The following is a 19,555-nucleotide window of genomic DNA, read 5'->3' on the forward strand; positions in this document are numbered from 1 at the left end:
AATAGCTCACTGGTCAAGTGATTCCGCGCCGACAATGTAGCGGGGCTCAAGCGTACCGCCGAAGTCGTGTCATTGCAGCAATAGGGCCAACGCCCGCTGTGATGGGTAGGGGAGCGTCGTGTGCCGGGTGAAGCAGCCGCGGAAGCGAGTTGTGGACGGTTCACGAGTGAGAATGCAGGCATGAGTAGCGATACACACGTGAGAAACGTGTGCGCCGATTGACTAAGGGTTCCTGGGTCAAGCTGATCTGCCCAGGGTAAGTCGGGACCTAAGGCGAGGCCGACAGGCGTAGTCGATGGACAACCGGTTGATATTCCGGTACCCGCTTTGAAACGCCCAATATCGAATCAGGCGATGCTAAGTCCGTGAAGCCGTTCCGGACCCTTCGGGGAAAGGAAAGTGGTGGAGCCGACGAACCAGACTTGTAGTAGGTAAGCGATGGGGTGACGCAGGAAGGTAGTCCAACCCGGGCGGTGGTAGTCCCGGGGTAAGGGTGTAGGGCGTTGTCCAGGTAAATCCGGACAGCACATAGCCTGAGACCTGATGCCGAGCCGATTGTGGTGAAGTGGATGATCCTATGCTGTCGAGAAAAGCCTCTAGCGAGTTTCATGGCGGCCCGTACCCTAAACCGACTCAGGTGGTCAGGTAGAGAATACCGAGGCGTTCGGGTGAACTATGGTTAAGGAACTCGGCAAAATGCCCCCGTAACTTCGGGAGAAGGGGGGCCACGTCTGGTGATCGGATTTACTCCGTGAGCTGGGGGTGGCCGCAGAGACCAGCGAGAAGCGACTGTTTACTAAAAACACAGGTCCGTGCGAAGCCGTAAGGCGATGTATACGGACTGACGCCTGCCCGGTGCTGGAACGTTAAGGGGACCGGTTAGCTCTGTTTCGACAGGGCGAAGCTGAGAACTTAAGCGCCAGTAAACGGCGGTGGTAACTATAACCATCCTAAGGTAGCGAAATTCCTTGTCGGGTAAGTTCCGACCTGCACGAATGGCGTAACGACTTCTCGACTGTCTCAACCATAGGCCCGGTGAAATTGCACTACGAGTAAAGATGCTCGTTTCGCGCAGCAGGACGGAAAGACCCCGGGACCTTTACTACAGTTTGATATTGGTGTTCGGTTCGGCTTGTGTAGGATAGGTGGGAGACTTTGAAGCCGTGACGCCAGTCATGGTGGAGTCGCCGTTGAAATACCACTCTGGTCGTGCTGGATGTCTAACCTCGGTCCGTGATCCGGATCAGGGACAGTGTCTGATGGGTAGTTTAACTGGGGCGGTTGCCTCCCAAAGGGTAACGGAGGCGCCCAAAGGTTCCCTCAGCCTGGTTGGCAATCAGGTGTTGAGTGTAAGTGCACAAGGGAGCTTGACTGTGAGACCGACGGGTCGAGCAGGGACGAAAGTCGGGACTAGTGATCCGGCGGTGGCTTGTGGAAGCGCCGTCGCTCAACGGATAAAAGGTACCCCGGGGATAACAGGCTGATCTTCCCCAAGAGTCCATATCGACGGGATGGTTTGGCACCTCGATGTCGGCTCGTCGCATCCTGGGGCTGGAGTCGGTCCCAAGGGTTGGGCTGTTCGCCCATTAAAGCGGTACGCGAGCTGGGTTTAGAACGTCGTGAGACAGTTCGGTCCCTATCCGCTGCGCGCGCAGGAATATTGAGAAGGGCTGTCCCTAGTACGAGAGGACCGGGACGGACGAACCTCTGGTGTGCCAGTTGTCCTGCCAAGGGCATGGCTGGTTGGCTACGTTCGGGAGGGATAACCGCTGAAAGCATCTAAGCGGGAAGCCTGCTTCGAGATGAGTATTCCCACCTCCTTGAGAGGGTAAGGCTCCCAGTAGACGACTGGGTTGATAGGCCGGATGTGGAAGCCCAGTAATGGGTGGAGCTGACCGGTACTAATAGGCCGAGGGCTTGTCCTCAGTTGCTCGCGTCCACTGTGTTAGTTCTGAAGTAACGAACCGTGCCGATATCCGGTTGGTCAACTTCATAGAGTTTCGGTGGTCATAGCGTTAGGGAAACGCCCGGTTACATTCCGAACCCGGAAGCTAAGCCTTTCAGCGCCGATGGTACTGCAGGGGGGACCCTGTGGGAGAGTAGGACGCCGCCGAACAATTTTTAGCCTCAACCCCCGGACCTTGTCCGGGGGTTGAGGCATTTTTGCGTTCTGGCGTGGGCCGGAGCCCCCTGTGCACGGCAGTGTTGTGGCTGAGGGTAAGGTCAGGGGGCATCGTCCGTACGTTCCCAGGAGGCCCCCGGGTGGAGGTCCAGGAGACTCGCGTTCAGACCGACCGGGTCCTCACCATCCCCAACATTCTCAGCATGGCGCGTCTTGCCGGCGTGCCGCTGTTTCTGTGGCTGATTCTCCGTCCGGAGTTCGGCGGGCCCAACAGTGACGGCTGGGCGCTTCTCGTTCTGATGCTCAGCGGCATCAGCGACTATCTCGACGGCAAACTCGCCCGGCGCTGGAACCAGATCAGCAACCTCGGCCGGCTGCTCGATCCCGCCGCCGACCGGTTGTACATCCTGTCCACGCTCGTGGGTCTCACCTGGCGCGAGATCCTGCCGTGGTGGCTCACCGCCGCGCTGCTGGCGCGCGAGGCCATGCTGCTGGTCATGGTGGCAATCCTTCGCCGACACGGCTACCCGCCGCCGCAGGTGAACTTCCTCGGCAAAGCTGCGACATTCAACTTGATGTACGCGTTCCCGTTGCTGCTTCTCAGTGACGGAACGGGCTGGCTTTCGTCACTCGCTGAAGTTTTCGGGTGGGCCTTCGCCGGATGGGGTACAACTCTGTATTGGTGGGCAGGGATCCTCTACGTGGTCCAGGTCCGTCGACTTGTGAAGGCGGATACCGCGGCCGATTGAGCCCGTCCGTCCTGTGCCGAGCAGCGTCGCCGGCAACAACGAGGACGTCCGAGGGCCACTGAACGGACAGGTGAAGTCGGCAGGACCGTCGTCTCTTCAAGGAGGACGCTTCCGACATGAAGGCCGTCGTGATGGCCGGTGGCGAAGGAACCCGCCTTCGCCCCATGACCTCGAGCATGCCCAAGCCTCTACTGCCGGTGGTGAACCGGCCGATCATGGAGCACGTCCTACGACTGCTCAAGAGGCACGGTCTCAACGAGACCGTCGTCACCGTGCAGTTTCTCGCCTCACTCGTCAGGAACTACTTCGGCGACGGCGAGGAGCTCGGGATGGAGCTCACGTATGCCAACGAGGAGAAGCCACTCGGTACAGCGGGAAGTGTGAAGAACGCCGAGGAAGCGTTGAAGGACGACGCCTTTCTCGTGATCTCAGGAGACGCACTCACCGATTTCGATCTCACCGATCTCATCGCCTTCCACAAGGAGAAGGGCGCCCTCGTCACGGTCTGTCTCACCCGGGTGCCGAATCCGCTGGAATTCGGAATCACGATCGTCGACGAAGAAGGACAGGTCGAGCGCTTCCTGGAGAAGCCGACCTGGGGTCAGGTCTTCTCCGACACCGTGAACACGGGCATCTATGTGATGGAGCCCGAGGTATTCGACTACGTCGAGGCCGACGTTCCGGTCGACTGGTCGGGTGATGTCTTTCCTCAGTTGATGAAGGAGGGCAAGCCGATCTACGGCTATGTCGCCGAGGGCTACTGGGAGGACGTCGGCACCCACGAGAGTTACGTGAAGGCCCAGGCGGACGTCCTGGAGGGCAAGGTCCAGGTCGACATCGACGGCTTCGAGATCTCGCCCGGCGTGTGGGTCGCCGAAGGCGCCGAGGTACACCACGACGCCGTGCTGCGGGGGCCGCTCTACATCGGTGACTACGCCAAGGTCGAGGCCGGCGCCGAGATCCGTGAGCACACCGTCATCGGCTCGAACGTCGTCGTGAAGAGCGGTGCCTTCCTCCACAAGGCCGTCGTCCACGACAACGTCTACATCGGGCCGCAGAGCAACCTGCGTGGCTGTGTGATCGGCAAGAACACCGACATCATGCGGGCCGCCCGGATCGAGGACGGAGCCGTCATCGGGGACGAGTGCCTGGTCGGTGAGGAATCGATCGTGCAGGGCAACGTCCGGGTCTATCCGTTCAAGACGATCGAGGCCGGCGCCTTCGTCAACACCTCGGTCATCTGGGAGTCCCGTGGCCAGGCCCATCTCTTCGGGGCGCGCGGGGTCTCCGGCATCCTCAACGTGGAGATCACCCCTGAGCTGGCCGTCCGGCTGGCGGGGGCGTACGCCACGACCCTGAAGAAGGGCGCGACCGTCACCACGGCGCGTGACCACTCCCGGGGTGCGCGGGCGCTGAAACGGGCGGTGATCTCGGCGCTGCAGGCCAGCGCCATCAACGTAAGGGACCTGGAGAACGTACCGCTGCCGGTCGCGCGACAGCAGACCGCGCGGGGAAGCGCCGGCGGCATCATGGTGCGGACCTCGCCAGGGGTGCCCGACTCCGTGGACATCATGTTCTTCGACGAACGCGGGGCGGACCTCTCGCAGGGCGGGCAACGCAAGCTCGACCGGGTGTTCGCGCGACAGGAGTACCGGCGGGCCTTCCCCGGCGAGATCGGGGACCTCTCCTTCCCGGCGAGCGTCTTCGACTCGTACACCGGCTCGCTGCTGAGGAACGTCGACACCTCCGGGATCGCGGAAGCGGGCCTGAAGGTGGTCGTGGACGCGTCCAACGGCAGTGCGGGGCTCGTCCTGCCCAGCCTCCTCGGGCGGCTCCAGGTCGACTCGCTGACGATCAACCCCGGGCTCGACGAGTCCAGACCCACCGAGTCGGCCGAGAGCCGGCGGGCCGGGCTCGTACGGCTCGGGGAGATCGTGGCATCGGCGCGGGCCGCGTTCGGAGTGCGGTTCGACCCCGTCGGCGAACGGCTCTCGCTCGTGGACGAGCGAGGGCGGATCATCGAGGACGACCGCGCGCTCCTGGTGATGCTCGACCTGGTGGCCGCCGAGCGGCGGTCCGGGCGGGTCGCGCTGCCGGTCACCACGACCCGTATCGCCGAGCAGGTCGCCGCGTACCACGGCACGCAGGTGGAGTGGACGACGACCTCGCCGGACGACCTCACGAGGGTCGGGCGCGAGGAGTCGACGATCTTCGGCGGCGACGGGCGCGGCGGGTTCATCGTGCCCGAGTTCAGCAGTGTCTTCGACGGCGCGGCCGCCTTCGTGCGGCTGATCGGTCTCGTCGCGCGGACACAGCTCACGCTGAGCCAGATCGACGCGCGGATTCCGCGGGCGCACGTCCTCAAGAAGGACATCGCGACGCCGTGGGCCGTGAAGGGTCTGGTGATGCGCCGGGTGGTGGAGGCGGCGGGGAGCCGCTCCGTGGACACCACCGACGGCGTGCGGGTGGTCGAGGCCGACGGGCGGTGGGTGATGGTGCTGCCAGACCCCGCCGAGGCCGTCACCCATCTGTGGGCCGAGGGTCCCGACGACGCCTCCGCGCAGGCCCTGCTCGACGAGTGGGCCGCGGTGGTCGACAGCGCAGGTAGCTGAGCGGATCGGACCGGCCGACGGGGAGTGCCCCCTGGGGGCACTCCCCGTCGGCCGGAGGGGCCATTCGGCGGTAGGCCGTGCGACGTGCGACGATGTGCGGCATGTCGCAGCAGCCCCCCGTTCGGAGCACCGGATCACCGCCGCCGCGTCCGGACGCGTCCATGTCGCTGCTGAACAACGTGATCGATCACGCGCTCGACGACGGCTACGCGGAGGCGACCGCCCGGCGAGCCGCGGAAGGCGGTGGGCTGCCCCGTAGCCTGCGGGCGAAGTTGGGTGTCGCCGTAGGCCTGGTGCTCGCGGCCGCCGTCGTGACCGTCGGTGCGGCCGAGGCGCGGATCTCCGCGCCCGTCGTCGCCAAGGAGCGACAGGAACTGATCGACCGGATCGAGGCGGAGACGTCCTCTGCCGATCAGCTGGAGCAGGACGTCGAGCGGATCCGGTCCGAGGTCGGCGCACGTCAGCGGCAGGCGCTTCAGCAGCACGGCGGTGACCAGGCCGAGCTCGTGGCGCTGCTGTCGGGCGCGACGCCCGTGCACGGTCCCGGGGTGAAGCTGGTCGTCAACGACGCCAAGGAAGCCGACACCGGGGGCGGCGGGCCGAGGGAGAGCAGCGGCTTCTCCGACACGGGCCGGGTGCGCGACAGGGACATGCAGCGCATCATCAACGGGCTCTGGGAGTCCGGAGCCGAGGCCGTCGCCATCAACGGGCAGCGGTTGACATCGCTCTCCGCGATCCGGGCCGCCGGCGACGCCATACTGGTCGACAACAAGCCGCTGGTGCCGCCGTACACCATCCTCGCGATCGGGGACGGGCAGCGGCTGAGCACCGCGTTCCAGGACAGCGCCGACGGGCAGTATCTGCACGCGCTGGTGGAGAACTTCGGGATCAGGAGCGGGATCACGGCCGAGGGCGACGTACGCCTGCCGGCCGCGCCGAGCCTGACCGTACGTACCGCAGAGCCGAGGGGGGCCGGGGCGGCGACGCCGTCCGGTGGGGCCACGGCCGATACAGGGAAGGGCACATCGTGATCGCCGTACTGGGCCTGATCGTCGGAGTCGTGGTCGGACTGTTGGTCCGACCCGAAGTTCCGGCGGTGGTCGAGCCCTATCTTCCGATCGCCGTGGTCGCCGCCCTCGACGCGGTCTTCGGCGGCCTGCGGGCCATGCTCGACGGCATCTTCGTCGACAAGGTGTTCGTGGTCTCGTTCCTGTCGAACGTGGTCGTGGCCGCGCTGATCGTCTTCCTCGGCGACAAGCTGGGCGTGGGCGCGCAGCTGTCGACCGGTGTGGTGGTCGTGCTCGGCATCCGGATCTTCTCCAACGCGGCCGCCATCCGGCGCCATGTCTTCCGGGCGTGAGGCCGATGAGCGAGAACCCTCAGAACCCTCAGAACACTGAGAATTCGGAGAACGAGCGGGAGCCCGGGAGCGTCGGGAAGCCGGAGAGCGCCGGCGAGGACGTGAGTGCAGGCAAGGACGCCGGCGCCGGTACGACAGCGGAGTCCGAGGCGTCCGCGGAGACCGTCCACGGCGGGACCGCGGATCACGATGTGCGGGTGCCCGTGACGCCGGCCGCCTCCGCCGCTCCGGACGCCGCGCCGAGCGGGCGCCGGCGGCTGGCCTCCGCCGTGTGGCCGCCGCGGGTGACCCGGGCCCAACTCATCGTCGCGCTGCTGCTGTTCGTCCTCGGCCTCGGCCTGGCCATCCAGGTCTCCTCGACCAGTGACAACAGCGCCCTGCGCGGGGCGCGCCAGGAGGACCTGGTGCGGATCCTGGACGAGCTCGACGACCGTACGCAGCGCCTGGAGGACGAGAAGGCGCGCCTGGAGAAGCAGCGCACCGAGCTGGAGTCCAGCTCGGACCAGGCCGAGGAGGCGCGCAAGCAGACCCAGGAGAAGGAGCGGCAGCTCGGGATCCTGGCTGGCACGGTGGCCGCCGAGGGGCCGGGCATCACCCTGACCGTCGGCGATCCGACCGGGGCCGTCGAATCGGACATGCTGCTCGACGCCATCCAGGAGCTGCGCGCCGCGGGCGCCGAGGCCATCCAGGTCAACGGTGTACGCGTGGTCGCGGACAGTTATTTCACCGGTAGCGGTGATGACATGCGAATCGATGGAACGAAGGTGGCCGCTCCGTACGTCTTCAAGGTCATCGGCAAGCCGGAGGATCTCGAGCCCGCGCTCAACATCCCCGGCGGAGTCGTGCAGACCCTGGAGAAGGAGCAGGCCACGGCCACGGTGGAGCGGTCGGCGAAGATCATCGTCGATGCCTTGCGACCCGCGAAGCGGCCTGACTACGCTCAGTCGTCCTCGCAGTGAGAGGAAGGCAAGGGGGGTCCCGCGACAAGGGCAAGACGTTGCGGGGGGTCGGCGCACCACATCGGTGGTGCGTGGTGGAAACTGTCCGGAGGATACGGACGTTGTGAAGGTGTCCGGGTCGGCAGGTGTGATGGATCTCGGTTCGTCCTGCCCCACGGGCGGGTCTGTTTCGGTCAAGGGGAATCGCCCGTGAGTTTTTTTGCGAAGTTGTTCGGCAAGAGCGGACGCGAGGATGGCGGTAACGCCAAGCACCGCGCGTCGCGCCATGCCCAGAGCGAGGAGCAGGGCGGCGAACGCCCGCTCTTCCGCGATGAGGTCGGCGGCCAGGGCGGTGACGTTCCGGGCGCGTACGGCGCGTCGTCTGTTGACCCTGCCGGGGCTGCCCGCATAGGTTTCGGAGAACCATCAACCTCAAGTACGGGTGGAGGGTTTACCCCCGATCCGTACGCGACACAGACCTCGGCGGGGCAGCCGCGGCAGGAGGATGCGTCCATGCCGGTGTGTACGAGGTGCGGTCACCGCAACGCGGCCGACAGCCGCTTCTGCTCCCACTGCGGCACGCCGCTGCGGGGCGGAGTCGCTCCGGAGCGTGCTTCCGAGACGACCTCCACGATCTCCATCTCGGGCCTTGAGGCCTACGACGCGGAGGTCACCGGCCAGACCCAGCTGCCCTCGCTCTCTCCCGAGGCGCTGGCGGCCGTCGAGGCGCTGCCGTCCGGTTCCGCGCTCCTCGTGGTGCGCCGCGGGCCGAACTCCGGCAGCCGGTTCCTGCTCGACGGTGAGCTGACGACGGCCGGCCGTCACCCGCAGAGCGACATCTTCCTGGACGACTTCACGGTCTCGCGCCGCCATGTCGAGTTCCGGCGGGCCCAGGACGGCAGCTTCACCGTCGCGGATGTCGGCAGCCTCAACGGCACGTACGTCAACCGTGAGCCGATCGACTCGGTCGTTCTGTCCAACGGCGACGAGGTGCAGATCGGTAAGTACCGCCTGGTCTTCTACTCGAGCCAGCGGGGCGTGTAACGCCTCGGAGAAGCCTTCAGGGAAGGTCCATGCTGCGAACACCGACGGGCGGTGCCGGATCCGGCACCGCCACCGCGGGCGACCGGCTGGTCAGCATCGGCACGGTGCTGAACCAGCTGCGCGACGAATTTCCCGAAGTGACCATCTCCAAGATCCGGTTCCTGGAGGCCGAGGGGCTCGTGGAGCCCCGGCGTACGGCCTCCGGGTACCGGAAGTTCAGCCCGCAGGATGTCGAGCGGCTCGCTCAGATCCTGCGGATGCAGCGGGACCACTACCTTCCGCTGAAGGTCATCCGCGAGCACCTCGATGCCCTCGCCAGGGGCGAGGAGATCAAGCTCCCGGCCCCCGGGCGTCGGCGGGACCTCATCGAAGGCGCCTGGGAGCAGGACGCCGAGCCGCCCACCGCCACGCGGATCGGGCGGGCCGAACTGCTGGCCGCGGCCGAGGTGACCGAGACCGAACTCGTCGAGTGGGAGTCGTACGGTCTGATCTCCGAGACGGAGGGCGGCGGCTACGAGGCCGAGACCGTCACCGTCGCGCGGCTCGTCGCGGATCTGGGGCGGTTCGGTCTGGAACCCCGGCATCTGCGGGCCGTCAAGGCCGCCGCGGACCGGGAGGCGGGTCTGATCGAGCAGGTCGTCGCGCCGTTGCGCCGGCACCGCAATCCGCAGACCAGGGCCCATGCGGAGGCCACCGCGCAGGAGCTCGCCGCGCAGTCGGTACGGCTGCACGCCGCCCTGGTGCAGACCGCTCTGGGGATTCGGCTCCAGTGAGCCGTCGAGTCGCCGGGCCAAGAGGACCGGTGAGCTTGTGAGCGACCTCGGAGGCCTCTCGGGGCAGGGTCCGGTGGGGCTTCGACGTGGGCTTGGCACGGGTTTTGGTGAGGGCTCGGGGACCGGCTTGGGAGGGCCCGACTATCCAAACCGGTCGGGCACGTCCTAGGGTTGCTGTGTGAACGAGCTCGACGTTGTGGGTGTCCGGGTGGAAATGCCCTCCAACCAGCCGATCGTGCTCCTGCGTGAAGTGGGAGGCGATCGGTACCTCCCCATCTGGATCGGACCGGGGGAGGCGACCGCGATCGCCTTCGCCCAGCAGGGGATGGCGCCTCCGCGGCCGCTGACGCACGACCTGTTCAAGGACGTGCTGGAGGCCGTGGGACAGGAACTCACCGAAGTCCGCATCACGGATCTGCGTGACGGGGTCTTCTACGCCGAGCTGGTCTTCGCCAGCGGCGTCGAGGTGAGCGCGCGGCCTTCGGACGCGATAGCACTGGCCCTTCGGACCGGAACGCCGATCTACGGCAGTGACGGTGTGCTGGACGACGCCGGCATCGCGATTCCGGACGAGCAGGAGGACGAGGTGGAGAAGTTCCGCGAGTTCCTCGACCAGATCTCACCGGAGGATTTCGGGACCAACAGTCAGTGAGTCGACGCGGCGCGGCCGCAGGCCGTTCGCGGGGTGCTGTCAGAGCATTCGAGTAGCCTTTCCCCGACGAGAGAGACGGGAAACCACTCTCAGGGTGATTATCACTCGGCGTGCCGAGTGTGGCGATCGTTGACGCACCCCGAGTGACTGCCTACCTTCGTGTGGGCAGGTCAAGGACGGAGGGTCGGCGTGATGAGCAGCGCGGACGGTACGGCAGGGAGCTCGCTCGGACGCGTGTCCGGAGAGAGCGGTCCGTATCCGCTTCACGGCAGTGTGGGCGACTTCGGTGCGGACGCCGGTGCGGGGAGCGGGACGGGGCCTTCGGGCGTCTCGGGCGCCGCTCCCGGCACGGCGGGCGAGGTGGTCGGCTACCGCGGTCCCACGGCCTGTGCGGCGGCCGGGATCACCTATCGCCAGTTGGACTACTGGGCGCGTACGGGGCTCGTGGAGCCGAGCGTGCGGCCCGCGTACGGGTCGGGGACCCAGCGGCTCTACAGCTTCCGCGACGTCGTCGTGCTGAAGATCGTCAAGCGTTTCCTCGACACCGGGGTGGCGCTCCAGAACATCCGGGCCGCCGTGCAGCACCTGCGCGCGCGTGGCTTCCGCGATCTGGAGCGGATGACGCTCATGAGCGACGGTGCCACGGTGTACGAGTGCTCCTCGCCGGACGAGGTGGTCGACCTCCTCCAGGGCGGACAAGGTGTCTTCGGCATCGCCGTCGGCGTGGTCTGGCGGGACGTCGAGGTGGCGCTCTCACAGCTGCACGGGGAGCGGGTCGACACGGGCGAGACGCTCGTGGGGCACAACCCGGGGGACGAGCTCGCGCGCAGGCGGCGGGACAAGGCGGTCTGAGGGGCGGTCGCGCCGCCGGTGCCGTTGCGTCGGTGGTGCGGTCGTGGCTTGTGTGGCGGCGGGCGTCGTTGTCAGTGGTGTGAGGCAGCATCGGACGTGTGAGAGCCGCGCCCACCATCCTGCATCTCGACATGGATGCCTTCTTCGCCGCCGCCGAGCAGGCGTCGAAGCCCAGCCTGCGCGGAAAGCCCGTGATCGTCGGGGGTCTCGGCCCGCGGGGCGTGGTCGCCACCGCCTCGTACGAGGCGCGCCGCTTCGGAGTGCACTCGGCCATGCCCATGGGCCAGGCGCGGCGGCTCGCGCCGAACGCGGCCTACCTCGTGCCCCGCTTCTCCTTCTACCGCTCGATCAGCGAGCAGGTCATGGAGCTGCTGGGACGGCTCTCCCCGCTCGTGGAGCCGCTCAGCCTCGACGAGGCCTTCGTGGACCTGGAGGCCGGCGGCGTGGCCGACGACAGTGCGAGCTCGCGCGTCGCCGGGGAGCGGCTGCGGGTCGACATCCTCGCGGCGACGGGACTCACGGGGTCCGTAGGGCTCGCCGGGTCCAAGATGATCGCGAAGATCGCCTCAGAGGAGGCCAAACCCGACGGGCTCGTCCTGATCGAACCGGGAACGGAGCGGGAGCTCCTCGGACCGCGCTCGGTGCGGATTCTGCCCGGGGTGGGCCCGGCCACCGGGGAGCATCTCCGGCGGGCCGGGATGACCACCGTGTCCGATCTCGCGGAAGCGGGCGAGGACGAGCTCGTACGGCTCCTCGGACGGGCGCACGGGGCCTCGCTGTACCTGATGGCCCAGGGGTACGACGATCGGCCCGTGGTGGCCGAGAGGGACGCCAAATCGGTGTCGGTCGAGGACACCTTCGACGTGGACCTGCACGACCGGGTGCGGATCAGGGTCGAGGTGGAGCGGCTCGCGGAGCGGTGCGTGGGGAGGCTGCGGGCCTCCGGGCACTCCGGGCGGACGATCGTGCTGAAGGTGCGGCGGTACGACTTCTCGACGCTCACGCGGTCCGAGACGCTCCGGGGGCCCACGGACGATCCGGGTGTGGTGCGGGAGGCGGCGGGGCGCCTGCTGGAGGCGGTGGACACGACCGGGGGTGTGCGGTTGCTGGGGGTCGGCGTGAGCGGGCTCGCGGACTACACGCAGGAGGATCTGTTCGCTCAGGCGGAAGCCGGGGTCGCTGCCGCTGCCGCTGCGGAGGAGGGGGCGCCGGGTGACGCGGCGGCGACCGCGTCCGCCGTGGCCGCTGTCGAGCCCGCGGTCGAAGAGCCCGTGGCGCGGCAGTGGGCGCCGGGGCATGACGTACGACACGCGGTGTACGGGGCCGGGTGGGTCCAGGGGAGCGGGGTCGGGCGCGTCACGGTGCGGTTCGAGGAGCCGGGGTCGGAGCCGGGGCGGGTGCGGACGTTCGCGGTGGACGATCCGGAACTGGAGCCGGGGGAGGCGCTGCCGTTGGTGGGGCGGGGCTGAGTGGGGGTGCGGGTGGGCCGTGGTGCGCCCGGTCCGCGGCCGGGCCTGGGTCCCACCCGCACCACCGTGCGAGTGCGTGGGCAGAGGTGCGGGCCTGCTCCTCCGCGCTCCGCTCCTGTCGCTACTGGCCTGCCAGGCGGCCGAAGTCCGTGTCAGGGGTGTCCGTGGGGGGCGGGGGGAGGGCGAGGCTGTAGTGGCGGTAGAGCTGCAGCTCCTGCTCCGGGGAGAGGTGGCGGCCCACGCCGAAGTCGGGGGCGTCCTTGATGAGGGCGCGTTCGTACGGGATGTGGAGGCGGTCCTCGACCAGTTCGCTCGGCTCCAGCGGGACGAACGCGTCCCGGCTGAAGAGGCCGGTGCGGACCGCAGCCCATTCCGGGATGCCGGTCGCGTCGTCCAGGTACACCTCGTCCACGGTTCCGATCTTGTGCCCGTTGCGGTCGTACGCCTTGCGGCCTATCAGGCTGCGCGGATCGATATCGGTCTGCACGGTCCCTCCAACTGGTCGCAACTGCTCTACACCCTACGAAAGTGCACATCTGGGATGTCGGCCACTTGAGCGATGGGAGCCGCAACCTCGCTGGTAGGCTGGCTGTGGCTGTCGACCCTGTGCGGGAGAGTCCCCCGGAGAAACCTTCCGGAGGGCGCCGAAGGAGCAAATCCTCCCCGGAATCTCTCAGGCCCCTGTACCGCGCGGACGAGGTCACTCTGGAAAGCAGAGCGGTGTCCACGGCATGCGCTCTCACCGACGGTGAAAGCCGGCGTGCCGTGAGGCGTGCCGGTGAAACTCTCAGGTTGAGATGACAGAGGGGGAGGCCGTCCGGGTACCCGCGCCGTGGTGCCCCTCGCAGGTCGTGACGACCAGGAGGCCTCCGTACATGACCGCCAACCGCATTCCGCTCTCCGAACTCGAACAGGGCATCCCGTTCGAGCAGCGGCACATCGGGCCCGACGCCGAGGCGCGCGCCAAGATGCTCGCCCAGGTCGGTTACGGCTCCCTCGACGAGCTCACGGCCGCCGCGGTGCCGGACGTCATCAAGAACACCGAGGCGCTGAGCCTGCCGTCCGCGCGCACGGAGGCCGAGGTCCTCGCCGAGCTCCGCACGCTCGCCGACCGCAACCAGGTCCTCGCGCCCATGATCGGTCTCGGCTACTACGGGACCTTCACCCCGCCGGTGATCCTGCGGAACGTGATGGAGAACCCCGCCTGGTACACGGCGTACACGCCGTACCAGCCGGAGATCTCGCAGGGGCGCCTGGAGGCGCTGCTGAACTTCCAGACCGTGGTCGCCGACCTGACCGGGCTGCCCACCTCCGGTGCCTCCCTGCTCGACGAGGGCACCGCGGCCGCCGAGGCCATGGCGCTCTCCCGCCGCGTCGGCAAGGTCAAGAACGGTGTCTTCCTCATCGACGCCGACGCCCTGCCGCAGACGATCGCCGTCATCGAGACCCGCGCCGAGCCGACCGGCGTCGAGGTCGTCGTCGCCGACCTCAGCGAGGGCATTCCGGCCGAGATCGCCGAGCGCGGTGTCTTCGGCGTGCTCCTGCAGTACCCCGGTGCCTCCGGTGCCGTCCGCGACATCAAGCCGCTGATCGACGCCGCCCACGAGCTCGGCGCGATCGTCACCGTCGCCGCCGACCTGCTCGCGCTCACCCTGCTCACCTCGCCCGGTGCGCTCGGGGCCGACATCGCCGTCGGTACGACGCAGCGCTTCGGCGTTCCCATGGGCTTCGGCGGTCCCCACGCCGGTTACATGGCCGTCCAGGACAAGCACGCCCGCTCCCTGCCCGGTCGTCTGGTGGGTGTCTCCGTCGACGCCGACGGGAACCGTGCGTACCGCCTGGCCCTGCAGACCCGCGAGCAGCACATCCGCCGCGAGAAGGCCACCAGCAACATCTGTACCGCTCAGGTGCTGCTCGCCGTCATGGCCGGCATGTACGCCGTCTACCACGGCCCCGAGGGCCTCCAGGGCATCGCGCGCCGCACCCACCGGTACGCCGCGATCCTCGCCGCCGGCCTCACCGCCGGTGGTGTGGAGCTCACCCAGGGTGCCTTCTTCGACACCCTCACCGCCCGCGTGCCCGGCAAGGCCGACGAGGTCGTGGCCGCCGCCCGCGAGGCCGGCGTGAACCTCTACCGCGTCGACGCCGACCAGGTGTCCATGTCGTGCGACGAGACCACCGGGCGCGCCCAGCTCGCCGCCGTCTGGGGCGCCTTCGGCGTCACCGCCGACGTCGAGGCGCTCGACGCCGTCACCGAGGACACGCTGCCCGCCGGGCTGCTGCGCGCCGACGCGTTCATGACCCACCCGGTCTTCCACGCGCACCGCTCCGAGACGTCGATGCTGCGCTACCTGCGCAAGCTCGCCGACCGCGACTACGCGCTCGACCGCGGCATGATCCCGCTCGGTTCCTGCACGATGAAGCTGAACGCGACGACCGAGATGGAGGCGGTGACCTGGCCCGAGTTCGGTCAGATGCACCCCTTCGCCCCGGTCGAGCAGGCGCAGGGCTACGTCACGCTCATCACCGAGCTGGAGGAGCGCCTCGCCGAGGTCACCGGCTACGACAAGGTGTCGATCCAGCCGAACGCCGGTTCGCAGGGCGAGCTGGCCGGTCTGCTCGCCGTCCGCGCCTACCACCGCGCCAACGGTGACGAGCAGCGCACCGTCTGCCTCATCCCGTCCTCCGCGCACGGCACCAACGCCGCCTCCGCGGTCATGGCCGGCATGAAGGTCGTCGTCGTCAAGACCGCCGACGACGGCGAGGTCGACGTCGAGGACCTGCGCGCCAAGATCGCGCAGTACCGCGACGAGCTGTCCGTGCTGATGATCACCTACCCGTCGACGCACGGCGTCTTCGAGGAGCACGTCGCCGACATCTGCGCCGAGGTGCACGAGGCCGGCGGTCAGGTGTACGTCGACGGTGCCAACCTCAACGCGCTCGTCGGTCTGGCCAAGCCGGGCCACTTCGGCGGCGACGTCTCGCACCTGAACCTGCACAAGACCTTCTGCATCCCGCACGGCGGCGGCGGTCCGGGCGTCGGCCCGGTCGGTGTCCGCGCGCACCTCGCCCCGTACCTGCCGAACCACCCGCTCCAGCCCACCGCGGGCCCGGAGACCGGCGTCGGCCCGATCTCGGCCGCCCCGTGGGGCTCCGCGGGCATCCTGCCGATCTCCTGGTCGTACGTGCGTCTGATGGGCGGCGAGGGCCTCAAGCGCGCCACCCAGGTCGCCGTCCTCGCGGCGAACTACATCGCCAAGCGCCTTGAGCCGCACTTCCCGGTGCTCTACACCGGCCCGGCCGGTCTGGTCGCCCACGAGTGCATCGTGGACCTGCGCCCGCTGGCCAAGGCGACGGGCGTCACGGTCGACGACATCGCGAAGCGCCTGATCGACTACGGCTTCCACGCGCCGACGATGTCGTTCCCGGTGGCCGGTACGCTGATGATCGAGCCGACCGAGTCCGAGGACCTGACCGAGCTCGACCGTTTCTGCGACACGATGATCGCGATCCGGGCCGAGATCGAGAAGGTCGCCTCGGGCCAGTGGCCCGCCGACGACAACCCGCTGCACAACGCCCCGCACACCGCGGCCGCGCTGGGCGGCGAGTGGAACCACGCGTACACGCGGGACGAGGCCGTCTTCCCGGCCGGGGTCTCGGCCGCCGACAAGTACTGGCCGCCGGTGCGCCGCATCGACGGTGCCTTCGGCGACCGGAACCTGGTCTGCTCCTGCCCGCCGATGGACGAGTACGACCACTGAGCACGAGGGCGGCCGGGTACGGCCGCTGAGCACGGTGCGAGGGCCGGTTCGGAGATTCTCTCCGGGCCGGCCCTCGGCGTTTCCCTCGTACGGTGCCGATGGCGCGCCCTCAGGCGGCGGTCGTCACCTGGCCCGTCGTCAGCGGCCGGTGCGGGGCGATGATCTGCCCGTCCGGCAGCAGTTCACCGGTGTCCTCGAAGAGCAGGACGCCGTTGCACAGCAGGCTCCAGCCCTGTTCCGGGTGATGTGCCGTCAGTCGGGCCGCCTCCCGGTCGGCGGAGTCGGCGGTGGGACAGGCAGGCTGGTGCTGGCACATGGGTGGGTTCTTTCGCTGCGTCGTAGTGGATGTCCTGCGGCTGTTCGCGCTCATCGCCGCCCCCGTCGGTCGGTTCGGTTCCGATCCCAGTCTTGCCCCATGGACGCTCTTCCGCAGGGATTTCGCGGCAGCTCGTCCTTTCCTGGGAAGACGCATCACCCGCAGGGGCGGTTCAGGTCAACTGCACCGTCTCTTCGGGTGGTTCGGGATGGTCCCAGCGGGCTAGTCCGTACGGGAGGGGTGTTCGGACGGAGCGTTCGGGCGCGCTGCTCGGACAGCAGTGCGCCCCGTGACCCGGGCGGGTCACGGGGCGGCGACGCTCGCGCGGTGGATCAGGCGGGCGCCGCCGAGCCCAGGAGGGGCGGCGGCGCGAGGCGCGTACTGAGCACGGGCAGGAGATCGGAGACCTGGTACGGGCGGTGGGCCGCGATCCCCGGCGGGGCGGGGGCCAACGGCACCAGCAGATCCGCGGCGGCCGGGGTGGTGGTGGCGCCGTCCGCCTCCGGTTCGGCGTGCAGCCAGAGGGTCAGCATGTAGAGCTCCGGTACGGAGAGCAGCCGGGGCTGGTACGGGCCCGGCAGTGCCTCGGCCTGGAGCAGCGCCCGCTCCGTGGCGGTGACGTAAGGCCCTTCGAAGAAGTGCGAGAAGGACCAGCCGTCCGGGGTCAGCATGGTGTCCGCGGCGGCGATCGCCCGGCCCCCGTTCCTGATCAGGAAACGCCAGCCGGCGAGGCGGGTGCGGGGTGCCTGCCCGGGTGTCCCGGCGACGCCGAGGACGTGCACGGGCAGGGGGAGTTCGGGGCTCAGTGGTCCCTGCGCGGCCCGCAGGGCGGGAGTTCGTGCCTCACGGACGGCGGTCGGGGAACCGAGGGCCGCGAGGACGCTGCGGAGGGCCGGCGCAGGGGCCGGGGAGGGTCGGAGCATGGTGGGTCGCCTCTCACTCAGGAGACACGGTGATGCGTGGGCAGGTACGACGGCGCTGTCGGCGGCGGGGCCAGAGGAGGGCCATGAGGCCATGGCCGGGCGCCAACACTCTGCCTCGTCCGCGGAGTTTATACGACACGTGTTCACAGAGTGTTTCCGCTAGACGCCGCCGATATTCCTGACAAGGCGTCATCAAGCCTTAAAGCAAGGGCCGTAGAAGCGGAATCATGCGGCGCCGGGGCTCCCACCTGCGTATTCCTCGCAGAGGTGGACGGCTGAATTCGCACCCCCGGCTACGGGACAATAGGACATTGGTATATGTCGCTTGTTCCATGCCTTCGGGATGTGACGGTCGAGCGCAGCATCCAGCCTATCCTCCGACAGCCCTCCTTCGCAGGCGTTGTGGATCAGCGGGGTGGGCATCATCGTCCGTGACGCGCGGCCGTCGTGGCGGCTGCCCACTTGGGGAGGGACGCTTCGATGGGGGAGAAGGTCGTGGCCGACGGGTTCGGCCCGTCCGACCGGCAGCAGTACCGGAGAAAGCTCCAGCAGTGCCTCGCGGGGCTCGCGAGGCTGCTGGCGGAGAAGAGGTTCGACCGCCCGCGCAATCTCATGGGCGTGGAGATCGAACTCAATCTCGCCGGTGCCGACGGACTGCCCCGGATGCTGAACGGGCCGGTTCTCGAAAAGATCGCGAGCCCCGATTTCCAGACGGAACTCGGAATGTTCAACCTCGAAGTGAACATCGCTCCCCACCAGCTCGGGGGGCGCGTTTTCGACCGGCTCGCGGAGGAGATCGGCACCGGAATCGGATATGCCGACCGCAAGGCCGCGGAACTCGACGCGGGCGTGGTCATGATCGGCATACTGCCCACCCTGACGCAGGACGACCTGGTCCCCGGGAACCTGTCGTCCGCCGACCGCTACACGCTCCTCAACGACCAGATCCTCGCCGCGAGGGGCGAGGACTTCACCCTCGACATCCACGGTGTCGAACGGCTCCTCTGCACCTCGGAGTCGATCGTTCCGGAGGCGGCCTGCACCTCGGTCCAGCTCCACCTCCAGGTGACGCCCGCCCGGTTCGCCGCCGTCTGGAACGCGGCGCAGGCCGTGTCGGGCGTCCAGATCGCCCTCGGTGCCAACGCCCCCTTCGTCTTCGGGCGCGAACTGTGGCGCGAGTCCCGGCCTCCGCTCTTCACGCAGGCCACCGACACCCGGCCGCCCGAGCTGCAGGCCCAGGGCGTCCGGCCGCGCACCTGGTTCGGGGAGCGCTGGGTGGACTCGGTGTACGACCTCTTCGAGGAGAACCTGCGCTACTTCCCGGCGCTGCTGCCCATCTGCGACGAGGAGGACCCGCTCCTCGTCCTCGACCAGGGCGGGGTGCCGCGCCTCCAGGAACTCGTCCTGCACAACGGCACGGTCTACCGCTGGAACAGGCCCGTGTACGGCTGGGTCGACGGCGTCCCGCACCTGCGCGTCGAGAACCGGGTGCTGCCGGCCGGGCCGACCGTCACCGACGTCATCGCCAACGCGGCCTTCTACTACGGGCTCGTACGCTCACTCGCCGACGACCCGCGGCCCATCTGGAAGCGGATGACCTTCCAGGACGCCGAGGCCAACTTCGACACGGCCTGTCGGCACGGCATCGAGGCGGAGCTGCGCTGGCCCCGCTCGGGCCGCGCGGGCGGCGTCGCGACCGTCCCCGCGGTACGGCTCGTCCTCGACGAACTGCTGCCGCTCGCCGCGGCGGGGCTCGACGCCTGGCACATCGAGCCCGCCGACCGGGACTTCTACCTCGGGGTGATCGAACAGCGCTGTCTGCGGCGGGTGAACGGCGCCTCCTGGCAGGCCGACACCTTCCACCAGGCCCTGGAGTCGGGTCTCGACCGCGAGGCGGCGCTCGCGGCGACCACGCGCCGCTACCGGACCCTGATGTACGCGGGGGAGCCGGTGCACACCTGGCCGGTGGGGATCGACTGAGCTC

Annotated in this window: 15 protein-coding genes, 2 rRNA genes and 1 riboswitch (1 of these 18 running past the window's edge); of the genes, 14 read left to right on the forward strand and 3 right to left on the reverse strand. The window is 68.4% G+C overall.

Annotation, left to right across the window (positions count from 1 at the left end; genetic code table 11):
* The 12 genes from OG259_RS34210 to OG259_RS34265 form a co-directional block, all read left to right on the forward strand.
* Positions 1-1,925: ribosomal RNA gene (locus tag OG259_RS34210) — 23S ribosomal RNA — on the forward strand (it extends 1,198 nt beyond the left edge of the window).
* A 74-nt stretch (positions 1,926-1,999) separates the two neighbouring features.
* Positions 2,000-2,116 (forward strand): 5S ribosomal RNA (gene rrf / locus OG259_RS34215).
* Positions 2,117-2,262: 146 nt separating this feature from the next.
* Complete coding sequence (locus tag OG259_RS34220) at positions 2,263-2,871, forward strand: CDP-alcohol phosphatidyltransferase family protein (RefSeq protein WP_328945752.1); 609 nt, start codon at positions 2,263-2,265, stop codon at positions 2,869-2,871.
* 116 nt (positions 2,872-2,987) lie between these two features.
* Positions 2,988-5,483: a mannose-1-phosphate guanyltransferase gene (locus OG259_RS34225; RefSeq protein WP_328945753.1), complete on the forward strand. Its 2,496-nt coding sequence runs from the start codon at positions 2,988-2,990 to the stop codon at positions 5,481-5,483.
* A gap of 101 nt (positions 5,484-5,584) precedes the next feature.
* The gene (locus OG259_RS34230) at positions 5,585-6,514 is read left to right on the forward strand and encodes a DUF881 domain-containing protein (RefSeq protein ID WP_328945754.1); all 930 of its coding nucleotides are present in this window, start codon (positions 5,585-5,587) and stop codon (positions 6,512-6,514) included.
* Positions 6,511-6,843 (forward strand): small basic family protein, encoded by a 333-nt coding sequence (locus tag OG259_RS34235; RefSeq protein ID WP_015032176.1) that lies wholly within the window; start codon positions 6,511-6,513, stop codon positions 6,841-6,843. Before OG259_RS34230 ends, OG259_RS34235 begins: the two co-directional genes overlap by 4 nt.
* 5 nt (positions 6,844-6,848) lie before the next feature.
* Positions 6,849-7,802, forward strand: coding sequence for a DUF881 domain-containing protein (locus OG259_RS34240; RefSeq protein WP_443052066.1), 954 nt, complete (start codon positions 6,849-6,851; stop codon positions 7,800-7,802).
* Positions 7,803-7,862: 60 nt separating this feature from the next.
* On the forward strand, positions 7,863-8,825 hold the full coding sequence (locus OG259_RS34245) for an FHA domain-containing protein (RefSeq protein WP_328947260.1): 963 nt from the start codon (positions 7,863-7,865) through the stop codon (positions 8,823-8,825).
* 29 nt (positions 8,826-8,854) lie between these two features.
* Positions 8,855-9,598, forward strand: coding sequence for a transcriptional regulator FtsR (ftsR, locus tag OG259_RS34250; RefSeq protein ID WP_328945756.1), 744 nt, complete (start codon positions 8,855-8,857; stop codon positions 9,596-9,598).
* A 178-nt stretch (positions 9,599-9,776) separates the two neighbouring features.
* Positions 9,777-10,250, forward strand: a complete 474-nt coding sequence (locus OG259_RS34255; RefSeq protein ID WP_015032172.1) for a bifunctional nuclease family protein — start codon at positions 9,777-9,779, stop codon at positions 10,248-10,250.
* Between the two features lie 192 nt (positions 10,251-10,442).
* Positions 10,443-11,102: a MerR family transcriptional regulator gene (locus OG259_RS34260; protein WP_328945757.1), complete on the forward strand. Its 660-nt coding sequence runs from the start codon at positions 10,443-10,445 to the stop codon at positions 11,100-11,102.
* A 98-nt stretch (positions 11,103-11,200) separates the two neighbouring features.
* A complete protein-coding gene (locus tag OG259_RS34265) occupies positions 11,201-12,571 on the forward strand; it encodes a DNA polymerase IV (RefSeq protein WP_328945758.1) in 1,371 nt (456 codons plus the stop codon).
* A gap of 121 nt (positions 12,572-12,692) precedes the next feature.
* Here OG259_RS34265 and OG259_RS34270 read toward each other — a convergent pair whose 3' ends face one another.
* Positions 12,693-13,058 (reverse strand): PRC-barrel domain-containing protein, encoded by a 366-nt coding sequence (locus tag OG259_RS34270; protein WP_328945759.1) that lies wholly within the window; start codon positions 13,056-13,058, stop codon positions 12,693-12,695.
* A 112-nt stretch (positions 13,059-13,170) separates the two neighbouring features.
* Positions 13,171-13,270, forward strand: a riboswitch (glycine riboswitch).
* 176 nt (positions 13,271-13,446) lie between these two features.
* Between OG259_RS34270 and gcvP the strand changes: the two genes are divergently transcribed.
* On the forward strand, positions 13,447-16,332 hold the full coding sequence (gcvP, locus tag OG259_RS34275) for an aminomethyl-transferring glycine dehydrogenase (RefSeq protein WP_328945760.1): 2,886 nt from the start codon (positions 13,447-13,449) through the stop codon (positions 16,330-16,332).
* A gap of 109 nt (positions 16,333-16,441) precedes the next feature.
* Here the strand turns inward: gcvP and OG259_RS34280 are convergent, their stop codons facing one another.
* Positions 16,442-16,648 (reverse strand): DUF5999 family protein, encoded by a 207-nt coding sequence (locus tag OG259_RS34280; protein WP_328945761.1) that lies wholly within the window; start codon positions 16,646-16,648, stop codon positions 16,442-16,444.
* A 332-nt stretch (positions 16,649-16,980) separates the two neighbouring features.
* Positions 16,981-17,571 (reverse strand): hypothetical protein, encoded by a 591-nt coding sequence (locus OG259_RS34285; protein WP_328945762.1) that lies wholly within the window; start codon positions 17,569-17,571, stop codon positions 16,981-16,983.
* A 480-nt stretch (positions 17,572-18,051) separates the two neighbouring features.
* On the opposite strand from OG259_RS34285, the gene OG259_RS34290 reads away from it, so the two are divergent.
* A complete protein-coding gene (locus OG259_RS34290; RefSeq protein WP_328945763.1) occupies positions 18,052-19,551 on the forward strand; it encodes a glutamate--cysteine ligase in 1,500 nt (499 codons plus the stop codon).
* The last annotated feature ends 4 nt before the right edge of the window (positions 19,552-19,555 follow it).

The organism is Streptomyces sp. NBC_00250, assembly GCF_036192275.1.
Taxonomy (GTDB): Bacteria; Actinomycetota; Actinomycetes; order Streptomycetales; family Streptomycetaceae; genus Streptomyces.